At 46.5% G+C, this 20,205-nt stretch carries 14 protein-coding genes; 9 read left to right on the forward strand and 5 right to left on the reverse strand.

The features are described from left to right. Positions 1 to 18: 18 nt before the first annotated feature. Positions 19 to 816: a 1,4-dihydroxy-6-naphtoate synthase gene (locus KE626_RS19135; RefSeq protein WP_211974535.1), complete on the reverse strand. Its 798-nt coding sequence runs from the start codon at positions 814 to 816 to the stop codon at positions 19 to 21. Between the two features lie 26 nt (positions 817 to 842). Continuing rightward, positions 843 to 1,511, reverse strand: coding sequence for a futalosine hydrolase (mqnB, locus tag KE626_RS19140; protein WP_211974536.1), 669 nt, complete (start codon positions 1,509 to 1,511; stop codon positions 843 to 845). Positions 1,512 to 1,604: 93 nt separating this feature from the next. Between mqnB and KE626_RS19145 the strand changes: the two genes are divergently transcribed. The 3 genes from KE626_RS19145 (at position 1,605) to fabD (ending at position 3,805) form a co-directional block, all read left to right on the forward strand. Continuing rightward, a complete protein-coding gene (locus KE626_RS19145) occupies positions 1,605 to 2,039 on the forward strand; it encodes a 6-pyruvoyl trahydropterin synthase family protein (protein WP_249207565.1) in 435 nt (144 codons plus the stop codon). A gap of 54 nt (positions 2,040 to 2,093) precedes the next feature. Next, positions 2,094 to 2,681 carry a GTP cyclohydrolase I FolE gene (gene folE, locus KE626_RS19150; protein ID WP_211974537.1) on the forward strand — a complete coding sequence of 196 codons (588 nt, stop codon included), beginning with the start codon at positions 2,094 to 2,096 and terminating at the stop codon, positions 2,679 to 2,681. Positions 2,682 to 2,914: 233 nt separating this feature from the next. After that, a complete protein-coding gene (fabD, locus tag KE626_RS19155; protein ID WP_211974538.1) occupies positions 2,915 to 3,805 on the forward strand; it encodes an ACP S-malonyltransferase in 891 nt (296 codons plus the stop codon). Between the two features lie 113 nt (positions 3,806 to 3,918). Here the strand turns inward: fabD and KE626_RS19160 are convergent, their stop codons facing one another. Next, positions 3,919 to 4,785, reverse strand: a complete 867-nt coding sequence (locus KE626_RS19160; protein WP_211974539.1) for a GNAT family N-acetyltransferase — start codon at positions 4,783 to 4,785, stop codon at positions 3,919 to 3,921. Between the two features lie 72 nt (positions 4,786 to 4,857). Then, on the reverse strand, positions 4,858 to 5,325 hold the full coding sequence (locus KE626_RS19165) for a GNAT family N-acetyltransferase (protein WP_211974540.1): 468 nt from the start codon (positions 5,323 to 5,325) through the stop codon (positions 4,858 to 4,860). A gap of 341 nt (positions 5,326 to 5,666) precedes the next feature. Here KE626_RS19165 and KE626_RS19170 point away from each other — a divergent pair, with 341 nt between their 5' ends. The 4 genes from KE626_RS19170 (at position 5,667) to KE626_RS19185 (ending at position 10,828) form a co-directional block, all read left to right on the forward strand. Next, positions 5,667 to 6,158, forward strand: coding sequence for a DinB family protein (locus tag KE626_RS19170; RefSeq protein ID WP_211974541.1), 492 nt, complete (start codon positions 5,667 to 5,669; stop codon positions 6,156 to 6,158). 47 nt (positions 6,159 to 6,205) lie between these two features. After that, positions 6,206 to 6,901, forward strand: coding sequence for an NUDIX hydrolase (locus KE626_RS19175; protein ID WP_211974542.1), 696 nt, complete (start codon positions 6,206 to 6,208; stop codon positions 6,899 to 6,901). Between the two features lie 202 nt (positions 6,902 to 7,103). After that, positions 7,104 to 8,906: an ATP-binding protein gene (locus KE626_RS35085; RefSeq protein ID WP_211974543.1), complete on the forward strand. Its 1,803-nt coding sequence runs from the start codon at positions 7,104 to 7,106 to the stop codon at positions 8,904 to 8,906. Positions 8,907 to 8,908: 2 nt separating this feature from the next. Continuing rightward, the gene (locus KE626_RS19185; RefSeq protein WP_211974544.1) at positions 8,909 to 10,828 is read left to right on the forward strand and encodes a sensor histidine kinase; all 1,920 of its coding nucleotides are present in this window, start codon (positions 8,909 to 8,911) and stop codon (positions 10,826 to 10,828) included. Between the two features lie 50 nt (positions 10,829 to 10,878). Here the strand turns inward: KE626_RS19185 and KE626_RS19190 are convergent, their stop codons facing one another. Next, positions 10,879 to 11,889, reverse strand: coding sequence for a beta-ketoacyl-ACP synthase III (locus KE626_RS19190; RefSeq protein ID WP_211974545.1), 1,011 nt, complete (start codon positions 11,887 to 11,889; stop codon positions 10,879 to 10,881). Positions 11,890 to 12,080: 191 nt separating this feature from the next. Between KE626_RS19190 and ruvA the strand changes: the two genes are divergently transcribed. Together ruvA and sov are read left to right on the forward strand one after the other, a co-directional pair. Next, positions 12,081 to 12,668, forward strand: a complete 588-nt coding sequence (ruvA, locus tag KE626_RS19195; RefSeq protein ID WP_211974546.1) for a Holliday junction branch migration protein RuvA — start codon at positions 12,081 to 12,083, stop codon at positions 12,666 to 12,668. Between the two features lie 35 nt (positions 12,669 to 12,703). Beyond that, entirely contained in the window at positions 12,704 to 19,975 is a 7,272-nt protein-coding gene (gene sov / locus KE626_RS19200) for a T9SS outer membrane translocon Sov/SprA (protein WP_211974547.1), read from the forward strand. Positions 19,976 to 20,205: the final 230 nt, after the last annotated feature.

Below are 20,205 nucleotides of genomic sequence, written 5' to 3' on the forward strand. Positions count from 1 at the left end.
AACGAAAAAAGGCTTGTTTTAGCGACGGATTTTTTCTGCTGCTTCCATGAGTGCTGTTACTGCTGCTTTTCCTTCCGCACCCAGATCCAGGCTGAAATCATTTACATACAGGTCGATATGCTGACGCATAACTGACTCGTCCATCTCCTGTGCATGTGATTTTACATATTCAGAGAGCTGGGGATAGGTGGTGTAGCTATTTTGCAGACTTTGATGGATAAGGGTATCTAATTCGGCGCGGGTGGCTTCAGGTACATCTTTACGGATGAAGATGCCGCCGAGCGGGATGGGATTACCGGTGGTTTGTTCCCAGTATTCGCCCATGTCCATCAGTTTTACAAGCCCTTTCAGCTGGTAGGTAAAGCGGTTTTCGTGAATGATTACGCCTGCGTCTACATCGCCATTCAGCACTGCATTTTCTATTTCGGAAAACAGCATCACCTTTTTGTTTTTTGCTTCCGGGAACGCGATAGAGAATAGCAGGTTAGCGGTGGTGTTTTCTCCGGGAATGGCGATGGTCATGTTTTTGATGTCTTCCAGGGGAATATTCTTTTTAGCAATCAGCAGCGGGCCACATCCGCGTCCGAGTGCACTGCCGCTGTTAAGCAGCTCATATTGATCTTTTACCTTGAGATACACGGCAAAGCTTAGTTTTGTAACCGCCAGTTTACCCTGTAAAGCCCAGTTGTTGAGCGTTTCCACATCTTCAAGGTGGGTATCGAAGGAGAAGTCTTTTGTGTCTATTTTGTTATTGACCATTGCATCAAAAATGAATGTATCATTCGGGCAAGGTGAAAAACCTAAGGATAAATGCATATGCTTCAAAATTTTATTGTCTGTTGTTAAATACCGGCCAGGGTTTTCACCGTTTTTTCCAGTTCATCGTTTAATGCTTTTACTGCCAGGGGGATCTTCCATTTACTTTTATCTCTTATTTCCACATAATTGGAAATGCTGCGCAGCTGGAGGAAGGGTACCTGTTCCTGCAGGCAGGCATAATGAAAAGCGGCGCCTTCCATGCTTTCAATATCCGGGGCATATTGCTGTTCCAGGCGCTGAATGGTAGGTTCGCTGCCGCTTACCAGGTTTACACTCACCCCGGTGGCCCGTTGCAGGGCAGGGATAAAGGGTAAGCCGGCAAAGGTATTTACCAGGCTGTTGCCGGTAAAAGGTGGCTGTGATGGTTGCCAGAGCTGTATATCAAATAAATCTTTAAACTGATGATTGTCTTCCGCCCCGAGATCGGCGAGATATTCGCGTTGGATAACAACAACCTGTCCGAGTTCCCAGGGATGTCCGAAAGCGCCGGCTATACCGGCTTGTATAGCCATGTCGGGCTTATGAACGGCCAGGTAGCGGCCAAGACTGAAGGCGGTGTGCATCATACCAATCCCCGCAATAAGGATATCGATGTCGCAATTGGCGGCGGATAAGGTTGGGCGGTGTTGGTCCAGGAACTGTAAAAAAGGCTGTATTTCCAGTGTGGTAGCCGCGGTTACCAGTAATTTCATGGCGTAAAAATACGGCAAAAATGCTTGTTGCCCGTGTAAAACAATTGACAGGAATTAGGATAAATTGGCTCTACTCACTTAATAGTGGTATTTTTGCAAAAATTTTTTGCAAAAATGATTTATTTAACGCGAGTAGAGAACTTCAATGCGGCGCATAAGTTATCTAACCCGGGCTGGAGCAAAGAAAAGAACGAAGAAGTTTTTGGCAAATGCGCCAATGAGAACTGGCATGGGCATAATTATGAACTGCATGTCACAATAAAAGGTAATCCAGACCCTGAAACGGGTTTTGTGTTCAATGCCAAGACTTTAGGCGTAATTATCCGTGATGCTGTCATCGAAAAAATTGATCACCGGAATCTGAACCTGGACGTAGATTTCATGGCTGGCAAGTTTACTTCCGCTGAAAATCTGTCTATAGCAATCTGGGACCAGCTGGCTAAACATTTGCCGGCGGATGTTCAGTTGCATTGTATCAAGTTGTATGAAACCCCTCGCATATACGTAGAATATTACGGTGGAAAGTAGTGGAGAGAAGGTACGTATATAGTCAGCCTTTGAAATTACTTAAATCATATAAGAATGGCGTATAATAAGATTGAAAGTTACGATGAAAAGATCACGTCCGGTCTTGTAGAGAACTATAAACACTGCCTGCATCTGTTAGGCGAAGACCCTGAAAGGGAAGGATTACAGAAAACGCCCGAGCGGATGGCCAAGGCGATGCAGTTCCTCACCCAGGGGTATCAGCAGGATGCACGTAAGATATTGGAGGGCGCAAAATTTACAGAGGCTTATAGTGAAATGGTAATAGTAAAGGATATAGAAATATATTCAATGTGTGAGCATCATATGCTGCCCTTCTTCGGAAAGGCGCATGTAGCCTATATTCCAAACGGATACATCACCGGTCTGAGCAAACTGGCCAGGGTAGTGGATGTATTCGCCCGTCGTTTGCAGGTACAGGAACGTTTAACGCACCAGATCCTGGACGCTATCCAGGAAACGCTTCAGCCGCAGGGCGTAGGCGTTGTGATAGAAGCACAACACCTTTGCATGATGATGCGGGGCGTACAAAAACAAAACTCGCTGACCACCACTTCCGCATTCAGCGGACAGTTTGAACACGGCGACACCCGCGCGGAGTTCATGAAACTGATTTCCAAATAGGGATTGTGATGACTGTGATTAACCTGATTTAAATGATTGACCTGATTTTATTTGTCAATGATTAAATGAGATTTACGGGAGGTATTATATATGTTGTATATTTATATATCTTCGCTTATCTTTTTGATCATTGACAAATAAAATCAGGTCAATCATTTAAATCAGGTTAATCACAGTCATCATCAGTTTAATCAGTTTAATCATAGTCCATTTTAATCACATTAATCATAGTTATGAAGCATGCTTACGTATTTCCCGGACAAGGTTCCCAATTTCCGGGCATGGGCAAAAACCTGTACGACACCAACGCAAGAGCAAAAGAACTTTTTGAGCAAGCCAATGAAATCTTAGGATTCCGTATTTCTGATATCATGTTCAATGGTACAGAGGAGGATCTGAAACAAACCAGGGTTACACAGCCGGCCGTATTCCTGCATGCTGTGATCGCATTTCTTTGCAGTGAACATTCGCAGCCGGAAATGGTGGCGGGTCATTCTCTCGGAGAATTTTCCGCATTGGTGGCCAACGGTGTATTGTCGTTTGAATCGGCTTTGCGCCTGGTGGCTGTCCGTGCCAATGCCATGCAGAAAGCATGTGAAGTACAACCTTCTACCATGGCTGCAGTATTGGCCCTGGACGATGCAAAAGTAGAGGAGATCTGTGCTGCAGTAACTGCGGAAACCGGTGAAATAGTAGTACCCGCCAACTATAACTGTCCTGGTCAGCTGGTTATTTCCGGCACCATAAAAGGGGTGGAAATTGCCTGTGAAAGAATGAAGGCAGCCGGCGCCAAACGCGCGCTTGTATTACCGGTTGGAGGTGCTTTCCATTCTCCGTTGATGGCTCCGGCTAAAGAAGAATTACAGGCCGCTATCAACACCGCCACCTTCAATACACCAACCTGCCCGGTATATCAGAATGTTGCCGCAACCGCAGTAACAGATCCTGCCACTATCAAACAAAACCTGATTGATCAGTTAACCGGCGCGGTAAAATGGACACAATCGGTTCAGGCAATGATCGCCGACGGCGGACACGAATTTACCGAAGTAGGACCAGGTAAAGTATTACAGGGACTTGTGCAGAAGATCAACAAAGAAACAGTGGTAAACGGGATAGGGTAGAATAGCTTTTAGCCATTAGCTGTTAGCTGTTAGCAAAATGCAGCGATAATAAAAATGCAGCGGAGATTAAGTAGTCTACTTAATCTCCGCTGCATTTTGCTAACAGCTAACAGCTAATGGCTAAAAGCTAAATCATTTTCCATCTCGAATTGTGACAGGTAATGGTCCATTCCTGCGCTTTTCAGGAATTGGCCTATTTCCGGAAAATGTTCGTCGATATTGATAATGCTCATAGGGCCGCCTTGCAGTTCCTCTGCAGCATGTTGTAATAAAGCCGTGCCGATTCCCTGCCGGCGGTAGCGCGGGGCTACCGCGATGTTCCTGATCCTGCGGGTATCTTTATGTACGCTGATATAGCCGGCAGTTTCTCCATCTATCATGGCTTCCCAGGTGGCGGTAAAAGCGCCTTCCCGCTGGATACTGCCAACGGTGTTCGACCAGGTGGGTATCATATCCATGAATGTGGATAATAACGGCCAGTCCGGGGCTGTATTTTCTTTTATGGAGATGTTGGCCGACGCTTTGCGAATATCCACCATTCCTTTGAAGGAGTGTATGATACGGGTTTTATGAAAGCCGCTATTCGTATAGGCTTTGATGGCGGGCAAATTGGTGCTGATAACTTCCAGTATGATCTTGCGGATACCCTGTTGCCGGTACACAGGAATAAACTTGTCATACATTTTTTGAACCAGGTGCTGGCCGCGGTAGGTAGGAACTACGCCGGTACCACCATTATACAGGATAGCAGGATGTATTTTATCATCTGTTGCATGCAGGATAAATCCCCCCAAATCATTACCTGCAAATGCGCCAATGGAATAATCACGCTGCAGATTTTCTCCCCGCATTTTTTGTTCCAGTATAGACGGTGTGAGATGCAGCGGCACTACATAATCGCTGAAAGCCGCGTTGAAAGTATCACACAGATGTTGGGTGGATACGTTGTGAAGGGTGCTGAAATCCTGAATAAAAATCATAGTGGAATGGTATGTCACCAATATTAATCATCATTGATGAGATACCATTCCGGAATTTTATGAGCGGAAAAATTATTGCAGTTCTATACTGACATTAATCCATTCCGGATCAAATTTGTTGGTGTATTTTTTATAGAAATTGATGGCGGGAGTATTCCATTCCAGTACCTGGAATACAATGCCGTTGAAGCGCTTTTCTTTGGCTTCTATTATCAGCTGGTCGAACAACAAATTACCGATGCCTTTACCGCGCCATGCTTCTGTTACGATAATATCTTCCAGGTACATACGGCAACCTTTCCAGGTGGAGTAGCGGGTATAGTAGAGCGCGAAACCTTGTATCACTTCCTGCCCGTTTTCCCGGGTGGAGGCCACAAATGCCTTCCACACCGGTTGCAGACCAAAACCGGCCTCTTCAAAATGAGCCAGGCTTACGGTCACCTCTTCGGGCGCCTTTTCATATTCGGCCAGCTCACGGATCAGTTCCATCAAACGGGGACAATCTTCTTTTCGTGCAACCCTTAACGTTATATCTTCCATATCAGTAAATATTATCGGATGAATGGGTAATTTGTTGCCGGACCGGTTATCCGCCGGCGCCGGTATTTTCAAAAATACGGTGATGACCATTTTCCGCGTGGGAAATGGTCGCTGAACTGCCTTTTTCCTCCTGCCGTAAAATAATCAATTGTGCAGATCCTGCCGGTGGTCTTTTTTACTGCCGGAGCATCTGCGGGACAGATGGCCGGCGGAAACCCTGCAACAGATAATGCGGTTGTTTTCAGCAAGTCCGGGACTGCAAATATCGTGTGCAAAAATGGAAAACAATATTGTAATTTGTAGGATGTTTTGCTGTGGGATAGCATTAATCTCTTTTTTACATGAAAAATATGCTCGTGCATTATGCTTCCTACAACTGCTGGGCTAACCAGCAGTTGGTAAAAGGGTTGCTGAAACTAAAGGAAGAACAGCTGGACCGGCAGCTGGGCGCCGGTTTATTAACACTGCGGGAAACTTTGTACCAGCTATGGTCTGCAGAAAGTTTATGGTATCAGCGATTACAGCTTACGGAGAAAACCACGGATCCCGTCAGTGGTTTCAGCGATGCGTTCCCTGCAGCCTGTGATGCTTTGCTGAAACAATCCCGGTTGCTGGAGGAGTGGGTGCAGCAGGCCAACCAGGCAAAGCTCAATCATACCATTGCTTATACGCTGAAAAAGAGCGAGCATTACAAAATGCCTGTCCAGGATGTTATCATCCAGGTGTGTAATAATAGTACCTTTTACCGTGGTCAACTGGTATATATATTAGGACTATTAGGTGTAAATAAGATCCAGGCAATGGATTACAGTCGCTTTAAGCCAAAAAAATAGGCTGTTTTTAGTATTTTTACCGGATAATCCGCCTCTAAAATTCCATTATGAACGCTGCTTCTTTTTATGCTAAAGCCCCTAAACACCTGGTGGCAGTAGATTGTATCATCTTCGGTTTTGACGAAGGCAAGCTGAAGTTACTGATCATGCAACGTAAGGTGGCCCCTATGGCCGGGGAATGGTCGCTGGTAGGAGGGTTTGTACAGGAAGATGAAAGTACCAACGAAGCGGCCGCCCGTGTACTGGAGCATACTACCGGTCTGGATGATATTTATATGAACCAGCTGCATTGCTACGGCGACGTGAACCGCGATACCGGCGCCCGCGTTATATCAGTAGCTTATTATGCCCTCATACGTATCAAAAACCACGACAAACCGCTGGCCCGCGAACACGGCGCCCACTGGCTGGAACTGCACGAAATACCTGAACTGATCTTTGATCATGGAAAGATGATTGAAGACGCCCTGGCAGCGCTCCGCAACAATGCCCAGTTCCATCCCATCGGTTTTGAACTGCTGCCGGAGAAATTCACCCTCTCACAGTTAAGAAGCCTCTACGAAGAAATTTACCAGAAAACACTGGATAAACGCAACTTCCGTAAGAAGATATTATCCCTGGATGTAATGGAAAAACTGGAGGAAAAAGACAAAACTTCTTCCAAAAAAGGTGCACATCTCTACCGCTTTGACCCGGAAAGATATGAAGCACTCAAACGCAAAGGACTGGTGTTCGAAATCTAGGTTGTAAAATGAACAAAATGGATGGCAGTCAGCACGGCAAATAAAACTATTTTAGGGCCGCTGATTTCCACCGTTTATGTCATGTTTGCGCCATACAGGCATTTGTTGTCTGCTGTTTCTGTCCAGAACATTGTGCGCCCAGTACAATGATATTGCAGCAATTAAGCATACGTTATCTCATATAACGGACAGTACAGCGTATGTGGATGTTTTAAACAGGCTGGCGTCGCTGTATCTTCCCTGTCAGCTCGACAGCAGCGGGCTATATGCCAGGACCGCCAACGATATGGCCGACAGGATTCACTATGATAAAGGTCACCGGGAAGCTTTGCGCGGCATGGGCCGTTACTACTCCCTGCGTCCGCACCGCTACCTTTCCTTCCTGTTTTATGATAATGCGCTCACCGCCAGCCGCGCAGCCGGCGACTCCATGGGAGTGGCTATTTCATTGATGAATATCGGCACCTATTACCAGTATCAGGGACAACATGCCGAAGCGCAACGCTATATAAACAAAGCCCTGAATGTAACCTGGACAGCCAGGCTGGACTCCCTGAGAGCCTGGGTGCTGGTTAATTACTACCTGGTGAATGCGGCAGACACTGCCGCTCTTTCGTATGCGCAAAAAGCCCTGCAACAGGCAGTAACACTCACTACTCACTATAAGGACCGCCTCGGAATGCTTTATACACAGCTGTTCACAGCTCATGAAGCATTGCGTGCCGGTGGCATAAAGGAGGCCGAAAACAGGCTGAAGGCCGTCATAAGAGCAGCAGACAGCGCCGGGTTAAACTATATTGCGATGTATGCCGGCACTCAACTCACCGGCTATCGCATCTGGCAACAAAAAGCAGACTCGCTCTTATACCAGCAGCAATCTGTCCGGTATGCCAGCGCAGGTGGTTATATCGGGTTAATGCTCCCCGTAGTTACCTCGCTGTTTAACTGGCACCGGCGGCAGGGAGATGAACACCAGGCTGCAACGTACAGCCGCCTGGCCCTGCGGATCATGCAACAGCAACAGGACGACATGCAGGCAGGGGAAGCAGATTACCTGGCCTACACCTTTGGAGATGAACTGATGGACTCCCTGCAATGGCAACACCAGTCACAAAAGGAACAGCTGAAACAACACAAGGCCTCTAATCGTTTCTGGTATCTGCAGGCGATCATTGTTGCAGCTATCGCCATATTATTAGCAATACTGCTTACCTACTTTATCAGGGCCTACCGGTTGTCGCGCCGGAATACGGCCAGCATGGCCGCTTTGCAAGAGGAGATCAGCAAGGGAAACAAAGCCCTGCAGGACAATGATGACTTTAAGAATAAACTGATCTCCATGATCGCACATGATTTCAGAACACCCCTGCATAACATCGTGAGCATCACCGGGTTTATAGACCAGCATGCATTAACAGTGACGGAGGCGGGAGAAATGATCCTGGAAGTGGAACAAACAGCCACAACCACGCTCGGTGTGTTTGAAGAAATCCTGAGCTGGATCCGTACCCAGTTATCAGGATTTACATATCACCCTCAATCCTTTTCGCTGGCTGAAATGATCAGCGCTACAGAGCAAACCCTCCTGCATTTATCAACCGGGAAAAAAATACAACTGGTCAACGCTATTCCACCTGGTACTACCGTATGGGCGGATTACGAAATGCTGCAGTTTATACACCGGAATTTTTTACATAATGCCATTAAATTTTCTCCTACAGATGGTGTAATAACGATCAGGGCTATACGGGAAAATGGGTGGCTGACCGTATCGTTTACAGATGAAGGATCAGGTATCGACGCAGTTGTGCTGCCGCATCTTTTTACCTGGAGCCGGCAGGCGCATGAACAAGAGCGCACTGGTAAGGGAGCCGGTCTTGCGCTGATCATCTGCCGGGATTTTATCCATAAAATGAACGGGGAAATTAATGCGATAAATAATGAAGAAGAAGGGAGCACTTTTTATTACAGGCTTCCCGAATCATTGATCGGGAGGCATTCATAACCATGAGAAGCGTCTTTTTGTATGCATGTTACAGGAATGGATTTGCAGCTATCTGCATAGCGGCAGTATTGTTATGCGCGGTGATAACCACCCGCGCGCAAAGTCCGCAGCTGCCTGAACTACAGGAAGAGCTGAAGCAGCAGCGCGATAGCAGCGCTTATCTGAACACACTGGGCAAGATGGGAGCATTATACATGATGATTAACCTGGACAGCAGTTTTGCCTGCGCAATTAAAGAACAGGAAATAGCCGTCAGATTACAGGACAAAAAAGGATTGGCTGATGCGTATGATGTACTAAGCTTTTGTTTTGCACTGCGTACAGATTTTAATATTGCCGGAATATACGCCTATAGGGCCTTACAGCTGCATAAATCCTTATCCGACAGCGCCAGGATATGCAAAACCCTGAGTAACCTGTATCTCTGTTACAGGAACCTGGGCAGACAGGCTGATGCCAATAACTATTTTTACGAGGCCTTTAAAATGGCCGGCAGGCTGCCGGCTTCAGCCGATTCTGTGTATAGTATATTGCTGGTGAACTACGCGATGCGTTTTTACCGGGATACAACCCGTAAGGATTCCGTACAATGGGCATTACACACTGCGGAGAGTATCAGCAGGAAATACCCCCGTAGCAGGCTGCCATTGTATATTGCCGCCTACGGAGCAGATACGCTGGTGAAACAGGGGCGTGGAAAGGAAGCCGAACTGCTTATGAATACGCTCGCGGAAACGGCGTTGAAGATGGGCCTGCCTTATGTAGCCATGGATATGTACAATCGCCTGGAAGAATATGGCGGAATGGGATATACCGTAGATACAACACACTACCGCGAACTGTCTTATGAACTGGCAAAAAAAGCAGGATGTATAGAATTGAATTTATCTGTTATAGCGGGGCTGTACGATTATTATGAGCATAAAAACGATGTACCGAAAGTAAACTATTACAGCGATGAAATTATGCGGCTGGCCGCCCAGTACCGTTATCAACCGGGGAGGGACCAGGTGAACTACCTTGATTACTTTTTGAAGGAGCAGGCTTTGCAGCGGCTGGCACGCAGCAATCTCCTGCAGCAGCAGGAACTCGAAACGGTGGGTGCCCGTAAACGGAACAGCCAGTTTGTAATAGCAGGCCTGGTGGTAGTAGTGATGCTGCTTTTTATTTTGCTCTTTAGCCGTTACCGGCAATACAGTTTATCGCAGCAACAGGAGCATTTGCTGTCCGACAGCTATGCTGATATTTCACTTAAGAACGTTGCCCTTCGGGCTAATGATGAATTTAAAAATAAGCTGATCACTATTATAGCGAATGATTTCAGAGAGCCCCTGTATTATATTTCGAAAGTAGCCGCGCAAATGAGAGGGAGCGGCAATGATTCGCAAACGATGGCTGTCCTTATAAAAAGGATAGCAGATGTGTCGGGGAATACGCTTTCTGTTTTTGATAATATCCTGAAATGGATACGGTTGCAGCTGGCCGGATTTTCCTATCAACCGGCGCCCTGTAAGTTGTATGACACCATAACGGCAGCCTTAAAGTCAACGGAAGCTGCAGTGGAAGAGAAATCATTAGTTGTGGTGAACCTGGTGCCGGGCGACTTTATCCTGCCCGCCGATGCAGATATGCTGCGGATGGTATATCAGCACTTGTCGCGGCTGTGTACCCATTATGCACAACATGGAAGCCTGGTGATCTTTACTGCCTGGAAGCATGAGGGAATGGCTTATGCCCGAGTTATTGCAGATACCGGGCAGGATACCACCATGGTGATAAAAAATTTATCGGACTGGCAACATGATATGTATGCGCTCAGTTACGCCATTACGAGCGACTTTATTGATAAAATGAAAGGAGGGGTACAGGTATCAGGAAGTGAAGGACGATACCTGGTATTTACGATAATGCTGGAAGGATAGTATAAACCCGGATACAGGTGCTTTAGGCAGCTGTATCCGGGAAATGATTTTTATTTGCCGTATTGATCACCGTCGTATGCCCACTTAATGTAGTTGGCACCCCAGGTAAATCCGCCTCCGAAGGCCGCCATCATAATGTTGTCGCCTTTTTTGAGGTGTTTTTCATAGTCCCACAGGCATAAAGGAATAGTACCGGCGGTGGTGTTACCATAGCGGTGAATATTCATCATTACCTTTTCATCGGGTACGTTGATATACTGGGAGGTGGCTGAAATAATACGTTTGTTAGCCTGGTGTGGTACCAGCCATGCAATATGGTCTGCTGTGAGGTTATTACGTTCCATAACGTCTTTTGCTGCACCAGCCATATTCGCTACCGCGTATTTAAACACCATTTTACCTTCCTGGTATACATAGTGTTCACGGTTATTCACTGTTTCAAGGGTAGCCGGTTTAACAGAACCGCCGGCCTTCATGTGGAGGTATTCGCGGCCATGACCGTCACTTTTGAGGAGACTGTCGATTAAGCCGTATCCTTCCGTATTGGCTTCCAGCAGCACGCCGCCGGCGCCATCGCCAAAAATAATGCAGGTGGTTCGGTCGGTATAATCGATAATGGAACTCATTTTATCGGCTCCGATTACCATTACCTTCTGATAACGGCCACTTTCAATGAAGCGGGCGCCGGTATCCAGCGCGTACAAAAAGCCGGAACAGGCTGCGCTGATGTCAAAACCAAAAGCATTTTTTGCCCCGATTTTGTCCGTTACCACGTTGGCGGTAGCCGGAAAAGTCATGTCCGGAGTTACGGTAGCCACAATCAGCAGATCAATTTCTTCCGGTGAAATACCCCGCTTTTTACAGATTTCCAGCGCTACAGGTACGCACAGATCAGACGTCCCTTTCCCTTCTCCCTTCAATATCCTTCTTTCTGAAATACCCGTCCGGGTTATTATCCAGTCGTTTGTTGTATCTACTAATTTTTCTAATTCCTGGTTGGTTAGCACGTAATCGGGAACATACCCACCCACCGCTGTAATAGCGGCCGTTATTTTATTCATATAAACTAAATATGTGTTTAAAACGAGGCGTAAAAATACGATATAAACGTATATTTCCTAAAAAAGTCGAATATGAAGCACTTTAAGGATTGACAATCCGTTAAAAGTTAGCATCTTTGCCCCGGTTTACCCGGAATACATTATTAATCTATTTCCAAAAGTTTAATTAAATTACCGAACCTTTACCTCGTATGATTGCGTATCTGAATGGAAAATTAGCGTATAAGTCACCTGCTCTTGTTCATCTGGATGTGAATGGAATCGGTTATGAAGTACAGATCAGCCTTAACACTTATTCCCGTATACAGCATATGGAAAGTTGCAAGCTGTTAACCTTCCTCCAGATTAAAGAAGACGCACATACACTGTACGGCTTTTTTGAAGAGGCAGAAAGAAGCCTTTTTCTCCTGTTGATCAGCGTTTCAGGTGTGGGCGCCAGTACGGCCAGGATGATGTTATCTTCCTTACAACCAGAAGATGTGCAACGTGCTATTATGATGGAAAATGAGCGGATGCTGGAAAGTGTAAAGGGCATCGGTGCGAAAACAGCCAAAAGGATTATACTGGAACTGAAAGATAAGATTACGAAGCACAAGGATACCGGAACACATTTATCTGCTACTGTAAACAATACAATGCACGAAGATGCGTTAAATGCTCTGATAACCCTGGGTATAGCCCGGAACATGGCAGAATCGGCAATCCAGAGAGTTATGAAAAATGAGCCACTATTGCAAAACTTGGAAGAGCTCATAAAGAAGGCCCTGAAAAGTTTATAATAAATAAATAAAATCCTCTATAAAACCTATTTTTCTTGGCAAGAAAAACATACTATGGTGCTTTTGCCGTGATAGCAATTGTATCCTTTATCATTGTTGATACTGCCGCTAGGGATCGTTCTGGGAATCTGAAATTATCGAGAAAGAGCTGGAAGCCGGATACCACCATAACAGGTCAAACCAAAATCGATACTACCGGAAAAAAAGATACCTTGAAATACCCCCTTCAGGACAGACGCGGCCCCAAAATAACGGATCCGGGGTCGAAAGGCGCTATTGATCTGAAGGACCCGGCGAACATCAACAAAACTGTGGAATACGACCCCGTTACGAAACAATACACTGTTACCGAAAAAATCGGTAACCAGTATTATCGTAACCCTACCTATATGAGCTTCGACGAGTTCTATAAACTGCAGTCCAAACAAAGCGAACAGGATTACTGGCAAAAAAGAGCCAGCGCACTTGGTAACCTGAACCAACGCGCCAACGGTCCCGCACTATACAACGGTAATAACCTTTTTGACCGCATCTTCGGAGGCAGTAAAGTTGATATACGCCCGCAGGGAAGCCTGGATCTCACCTTTGGTTACCAGGGACAAAATATCAAGAACCCCGTTCTGGTGGAACAAGCCAGGAAAAACGGCGGCTTTAACTTTGATATGGGCATCAACATGAACGTGGTAGGTAAGATCGGCGACAAACTGAAGCTGATCACCAACTATAATACCCAGTCCCAGTTCGATTTTGAAAACCAGGTAAAGCTGGAATATACCGGCTATGCCGACGAAATAATCAAGAAAATAGAAGCAGGTAATGTTAGCTTCCCCCTGCGCAGCTCCCTCATTTCCGGGATCCAGTCGCTCTTCGGGGTAAAAACCCAACTGCAGTTTGGCCGCTTAACCGTTACCAGCGTCCTCTCCAACCAGAAGTCACAGAAACAAAACCTCATGCTCAAAGGCGGTACCCAGGTACAGGACTACAACCTGAGAGCAGATGAATACGAAGATAACCGCCACTTCCTGCTGGCGCAGTACTTCCGGGATACCTTCAACTATGCGATGTCCAACCTGCCGGTTATCAGGTCGCTCACAAATATTACCAGGCTGGAAGTATGGGTCACCAATAAAACCGGGGCTACCACACAAACCCGCGATATTGTAGGGTTGATGGACCTGGCCGAACAAAACCCGTTCAATAAAACAGCCATTCATGTTAATACTTCCTCTAAACTGCCAGACAGAGGAACGAATGACCTTTATTCAAACCTCATCCGCGACCCGATGAGCCGGAACACGGGGACGGTCGTAAGCCGGTTGCTCTCACTGGGTCTGCAACCGGTGTCGGAATTTGAGAAAACATTTGCCCGTAAACTCGATTCTACCGAATACACCTATAACAGACAACTGGGTTTCATCTCCCTTAATCAGCAATTACAGGCCGATGAAGTACTGGCAGTAGCCTATCAGTACACCTACAATGGAAGGGTATACCAGGTAGGAGAGTTTTCGCAGGATGTGCCACCAGACCAGAACAATAGTGCCAACCAGCCGGTATTGTTCCTCAAATTGCTGAAAGCCACTTCTGCCCGTCCTACCCTGCCCATCTGGGACCTGATGATGAAAAATATTTATGCCACCGGCGCGTTCCAGGTAAACAAGGAAGATTTCCGGATGGATGTATACTATAAAGATCCCGGTGCGGAAGGGCGTCCCCCCAGCGATAAACGGTATATCCCGGATGCCAAGGGCGATTTTGCCGGCGCTCCGATCATTACCATTCTCAGCCTGGACCGTTTAAATAATCAACTGGATCCGCAACCGGATGGTGTTTTCGATTACGTGGAAGGCTATACGATAAACTCTCTCACCGGTAAAATCATGTTCCCCGTACTGGAACCTTTTTCCGGCGGTCTGAAAAAAGCCTTCGGTGGAGATGCCACACTCGAAAAGCAATACCTCTATAATGTGCTGTACGACTCCATCAAAGTAGTTGCCCAGCAGTTCCCGCAACTTAACCGGTATGTAATACGTGGCTCTTATAAATCGGCCAGCTCCTCGGAAATAAACCTGGGCTCCGGCACCACCATTCCGCCAGGATCCGTTACGGTAACCGCCGGCGGACAACAACTCCGGGAGAACGTGGATTATATCATTGATTACAACCTCGGCAGACTGAAAATTATTAACGGCGGGGTGTTGAACTCCGGCGTACCTATCAATGTACAGTTTGAAAACAACGCGCTTTTCGGGCAGCAGGTCAGAAATTATTTCGGTACCCGCCTCGATTATATGGTGAACGATAAGTTAAGCCTGGGTGGTACTATCGTGCGGATGAGTGAAAGACCCTATTACCAGAAAGTGAATTATGGGGAAGATCCTATCAAGAACACCATGGTAGGACTGGACGCAAACTACGCTTCCGAATGGAAAGGACTGAACCGATTCCTCGATAAATTACCCAACTATACCAGCACTTCGCCATCCAATATATTGTTTACCGGTGAGGTGGCCCGGTTATTCCCCGGCCATAGTAAACTGGTGAATCAACCCGGTAGCAGAGAAGGTACTGCTTATATCGACGACTTTGAAGGCGTGAAAAGCGGGTATGATCTCAAGTTCCCGGCTACCAGCTGGGCACTGGCTTCTACCCCCAAAGGCGCTACCGATGCCTCCGGCCGGGTAATGTTCCCGGAAGCAGAACTGAATAATATATTGGATTACGGAAAAAACAGGGCAAAACTGGCCTGGTATATCATTGAACCTACCCTGCAGTTACCCAAATCTCCTAACCTGCCCCCGGGAATTTCCGTGGACGATCAGTCCGATCCCCGCAGCAGGTTGGTATATCAGAAAGAAGTATTTAAAAACAGGTCAACCGACTTCGGACAAAGCCAGCTCAGCACACTCGATCTGGCCTACTACCCCGTTGAAAGAGGCCCTTACAACTTTACCAACAACCCGCTCATGATGGACCGGGATGGTAAACTCGCCAGGCCGCAAACCAGGTGGGGCGGTATTATGAGGGCAATCGACAACAGCGATTTTGAAACGGCTAACATAGAATATATCGAATTCTGGATACAGGATCCGTTTATTAAACAGGGCAACAGCGCCGGCGGTTCCCTCTACTTTAACCTCGGTAACGTATCAGAAGATATCCTCAAAGATTCCAAGAAATTCTTTGAAAATGGTATGCCTGATCCTAACCAGAATCCCAATAAGATCGATTCTTCCAAATGGGGCCGCTTACCGAAGTTCCAACAGCAGATCACACAGGCATTCGATAATGACCCCAATATCCGCAGCTACCAGGATGTGGGTTACGACGGGTTAAAGTCACAGGATGAAGGCGCCTTCTTCAAAACATACATGGATACACTGCGTATGAACTATGGCGGAAGCCCGGTATATAACCAGGCCGTAAAAGATCCGGCCAATGATGATTACAAACATTATCGTGATCCAACGTATAATGGCATGAACATCCTGCAACGCTATAAAAGCTATAGCAATCCGGAAGGAAACTCGCCGGTATCTGATCCCAAATCGACGTTTTCTTCCGCTGCAACGAATATTCCTGAGTCGGAAGACCTGAACAGGGATAATACCATGAATGAAACAGAGGAGTATTTTCAATACCGGGTAGACCTGAAACCTAATATGCAGGTAGGTACCAATTTTATCGTAGATAAGATACAGGCTGATGTGACCCTGCCCAATAATCAGAAAACAACAGAAACCTGGTACCAGTTTAAGGTGCCTCTGAATCAGTATAATGCCAAAGTAGGTAACATACCGGATTTTAAATCGATCCGCTTCATGCGTATGTTCCTCACCAACTTTACTGATTCTGTGGTAGTACGTTTTGCAAAATTGGAACTGGTACGCAATCAGTGGCGCCGGTATATGTATGAACTGCGCCCAGGTGATCCGATTCCTTTGGATAATTCTACGTCCTTCAATTCTTCTGCGGTAAATATTGAAGAAAACTCTTCCCGTACGCCTATTCCTTATGTGCTGCCTCCGGGAGTAGTAAGACAAAATACGATCAGCACCAATAATACCACGCTGCAATTAAATGAGCAGTCCTTGTCCGTACAGCTCTGTAACCTGAAAGATGGTGAGATACGGGCCCTGTACAAAACGCTGAACATGGATTTGCGCCAGTACAAAAAACTGCAGATGTATATCCACGCAGAGGCAGTAGGCGCCGCCACGGCATTGAAAGACGGACAGATCCAGGCGGTAATACGTATTGGTAGCGACTTTGTAAGCAACTACTACGAATACCGTATCCCGTTAAAAGTAACAGATTGGAACGGCCCGAAGACAGCATTAGACATCTGGCCTGAACGTAACAATATGGAGCTGGTAATGTCACAGCTGAGCGCCCTGAAACAAAAGCGCAATATGTGCGACTCCTGTTCTCCGCTGCTGCCATACCCGCAGGTACCGGTGGCCGACCAGTATGGTAACTTCATGCAGGTAGTAGGTAACCCAAGTTTGGGAGATGCCCGCACCATGATGATAGGTATCCAGAATCCCAAAGACGACGGCCAACCCCGCTGCGCTGAAGTTTGGCTGGATGAGCTGCGGCTTTCTGATTTTGATGAAAAAGGAGGCTACGCCGCATTGGCCAGGGTGGATGTACAACTTTCCGACCTCGGTACCATTTCGGTTTCCGGTAACATGCACACGGCAGGTTTCGGAAATATTGATCAACGCGTAAATGAGCGGTTCAGGGATAACTTCCTGCAATATGATGCGGCCGCTAACCTGGATCTGGGTAAACTGTTGCCAAAGAAACTGGCTATCTCCATACCGGTATATGCAGGTTATTCACAGTCGGTCAGTAACCCGGAATATGATCCCTACGACCTGGATATTAAATTGAAAGATAAGATGGCGTTGGCCAGAAGCCGCGCAGAAAGAGATTCGATCCGCAGGAATGCACAGGATTTCACCTCTATCAAAAGCCTGAACTTTACCAATGTCCGGAAGCTGAACCTGGGCGGCGGTGGAAAACGGCATCTCTGGGACCTGGAGAACTTTGACCTCAGCTACTCCTTCTCGCAGATATTGCGGCATAACCCGCTTATCCAGAATGATATGCTTACCAAGCATAGGGGAGGACTCGGCTATAATTACGCCGGGCAACCGCATTACCTGGAACCGTTTAAAAAGCTGATTAAAAGTAAAACGCACTGGCTCGATCTGATCCGTGATTTCAATATCAACTATGTACCGTCTATCCTGAGTTTCAGGGCAGATATATCCAGGCAGTTCGGCGTTACCAGGGTACGTAACGTGGGCGGTGATGTGAAATACCAGCTGCCGGAAACCTATAATAAATACTTTACGTTCGATCGTTACTACACTGTGAAATGGGATCTTACCCGTAGCATTAACTTTGAATTTAATGCGGTAAACAACGCACGCATCGATGAGCCCAACGGCCGTATCGACGATGCCTCGAAGAAAGATACCGTGCGGAGGAATTTCTTCAAAGGCGGGCGTAATACCAATTACATGCATAACGCCAACTTCACCTATACACTGCCTACATCCAAATTCCCGGCACTGAGCTGGACCAACATTGCATTTGGATATAGTACAGAATATCGGTGGACAGGCGCTTCACAGCTGGCGCTATACCTGGGTAACGCGATAGAAAATTCCCAGCAGAAAACGCTGACGGCAGAATTTAAATTTACGGAGCTCTATAACAAATCGAAATTCCTCAGGACGATCAATACCCGTAAGCCGCAGAATAATAACAATAACAACAATAATAACCAGAATAACAAAACCGCCGGTAACAATCAGCAGAATCAAAACCAACCTGCCGCCGATGAAATATCACCATGGGTGAAAGGTTTGCTGAAACCGCTGATGATGCTGAAACGGATTGGTTTCAACTATAATGAGAATGCAGGTACGCGCCTGCCTGGTTATATCGACAGTACCAAAATTATTGGTATGAATTGGGCTACCATGGCGCCAGGACTGAACTTCGTATTTGGCTACCAACCGGATAGAAAGTGGCTGGACAAATTTGCGCAGAAAGGACTGATTACACCGGATACCCTGTTTAATATACAGGCCCAGCAACAGTTTACACAAAGGTGGGATTTACAGGCCCAGCTGGAACCGTTCAATGACCTGCGTATAGATCTGACCATGACCAAGTCATTTACCAAAACGCATACAGAACTGTTCAAGAACCTGACCGATCCTTCGAACTTCCAGCACCTCAGCCCTTATGACGCTGGTGGGTTTGAGATTACCTACATCGCCATTAAAACCATGTTTGGTAAAATCAATACGGCAGATGGCGTTTCACAAACCTTCCGCAACTTTGAGACTTACCGGAACGCCATTTCAAAAAGACTGGGCGCCGTCAATCCATATAACAAAGATCCGGGCGTGCCTTCCGGCGATCCGAAAGATCCAACCTATGCTTACGGCTATACCCGGTATGCACAGGATGTACTGATACCGGCCTTCCTGGCAGCATATACCGGTACTACGCCAGATAAGGTAGCGTTGCTGAAACAAGGTAATGATAACGTGAAAAGTAATCCTTTCAGCAACTATATACCCAAACCTAACTGGAGCCTTACCTATAACGGGTTGACCAAGCTGGAACCATTCCGTTCTTTCCTGACCAACTTTACCATCAGGCATGCGTATACGGGTTCACTCAGCATGAACTCCTATAATACCTCCATGTACTTTGAAGATCCGCGGCTGACAGGCTTCCCGGCATTCAGAGACACAGTATCAGGGAACTACTTCCCTTACTTCCTGGTACCTAACCTTACACTGACGGAATCGTTTTCTCCGTTACTGGGTGTGGACCTCACTTTTGTGAACAGCCTGAATGCCAGGGTGGAATTCAGGAAAAGCCGATCCCTCAGTTTGAGCCTGATTGATTACCAGTTAACAGAAATACGCTCCAGCGAAATTATTATAGGTGCGGGATACCGCGTGAGAGGAGTGCAGATGCCTTTCTCTTTCAGCAAAAATGGGGGTAAGAAAATACAGAACGATATGAACTTCAGACTGGATCTGAGCTTCCGTGACGATAAAACCGCCAATAACCGGTTGGATGCCGACTTGTCGATCCCAACCAGCGGTCAGAAGGTGATAGGCATTTCACCATCTATCGACTACGTGGTCAACAACCGTTTGAACCTTCGTTTCTTCTATGACCGGCGACAAACCATACCGGTTATATCCACCGCATACCCAATAACCAGTACGAGCGGAGGTATTACGTTCAGATTTGTATTGTCGCAGTAGAACGAATAGCGAATTATGGAGGTTTTTTCTTGCCCAGGATTAGACTGATTTTGATGATTTATAGGATTTTTCTTTAATAATTTTTTGATTTGAAAAGATTCGGGGAGATATAAGCGAATTTATCCGCTCGTATCTCCCCGAATCTTTTCAAATCAAAAAATTATTAAAGAAAAATCCTATAAATCATCAAAATCAGTCTAATCCTGGGCAAGAAAAAAATCCATAATTAT

It is taken from the genome of Chitinophaga hostae (genome assembly GCF_018224885.1).
In the GTDB taxonomy this organism is placed as follows: Bacteria; Bacteroidota; Bacteroidia; order Chitinophagales; family Chitinophagaceae; genus Chitinophaga; species Chitinophaga hostae.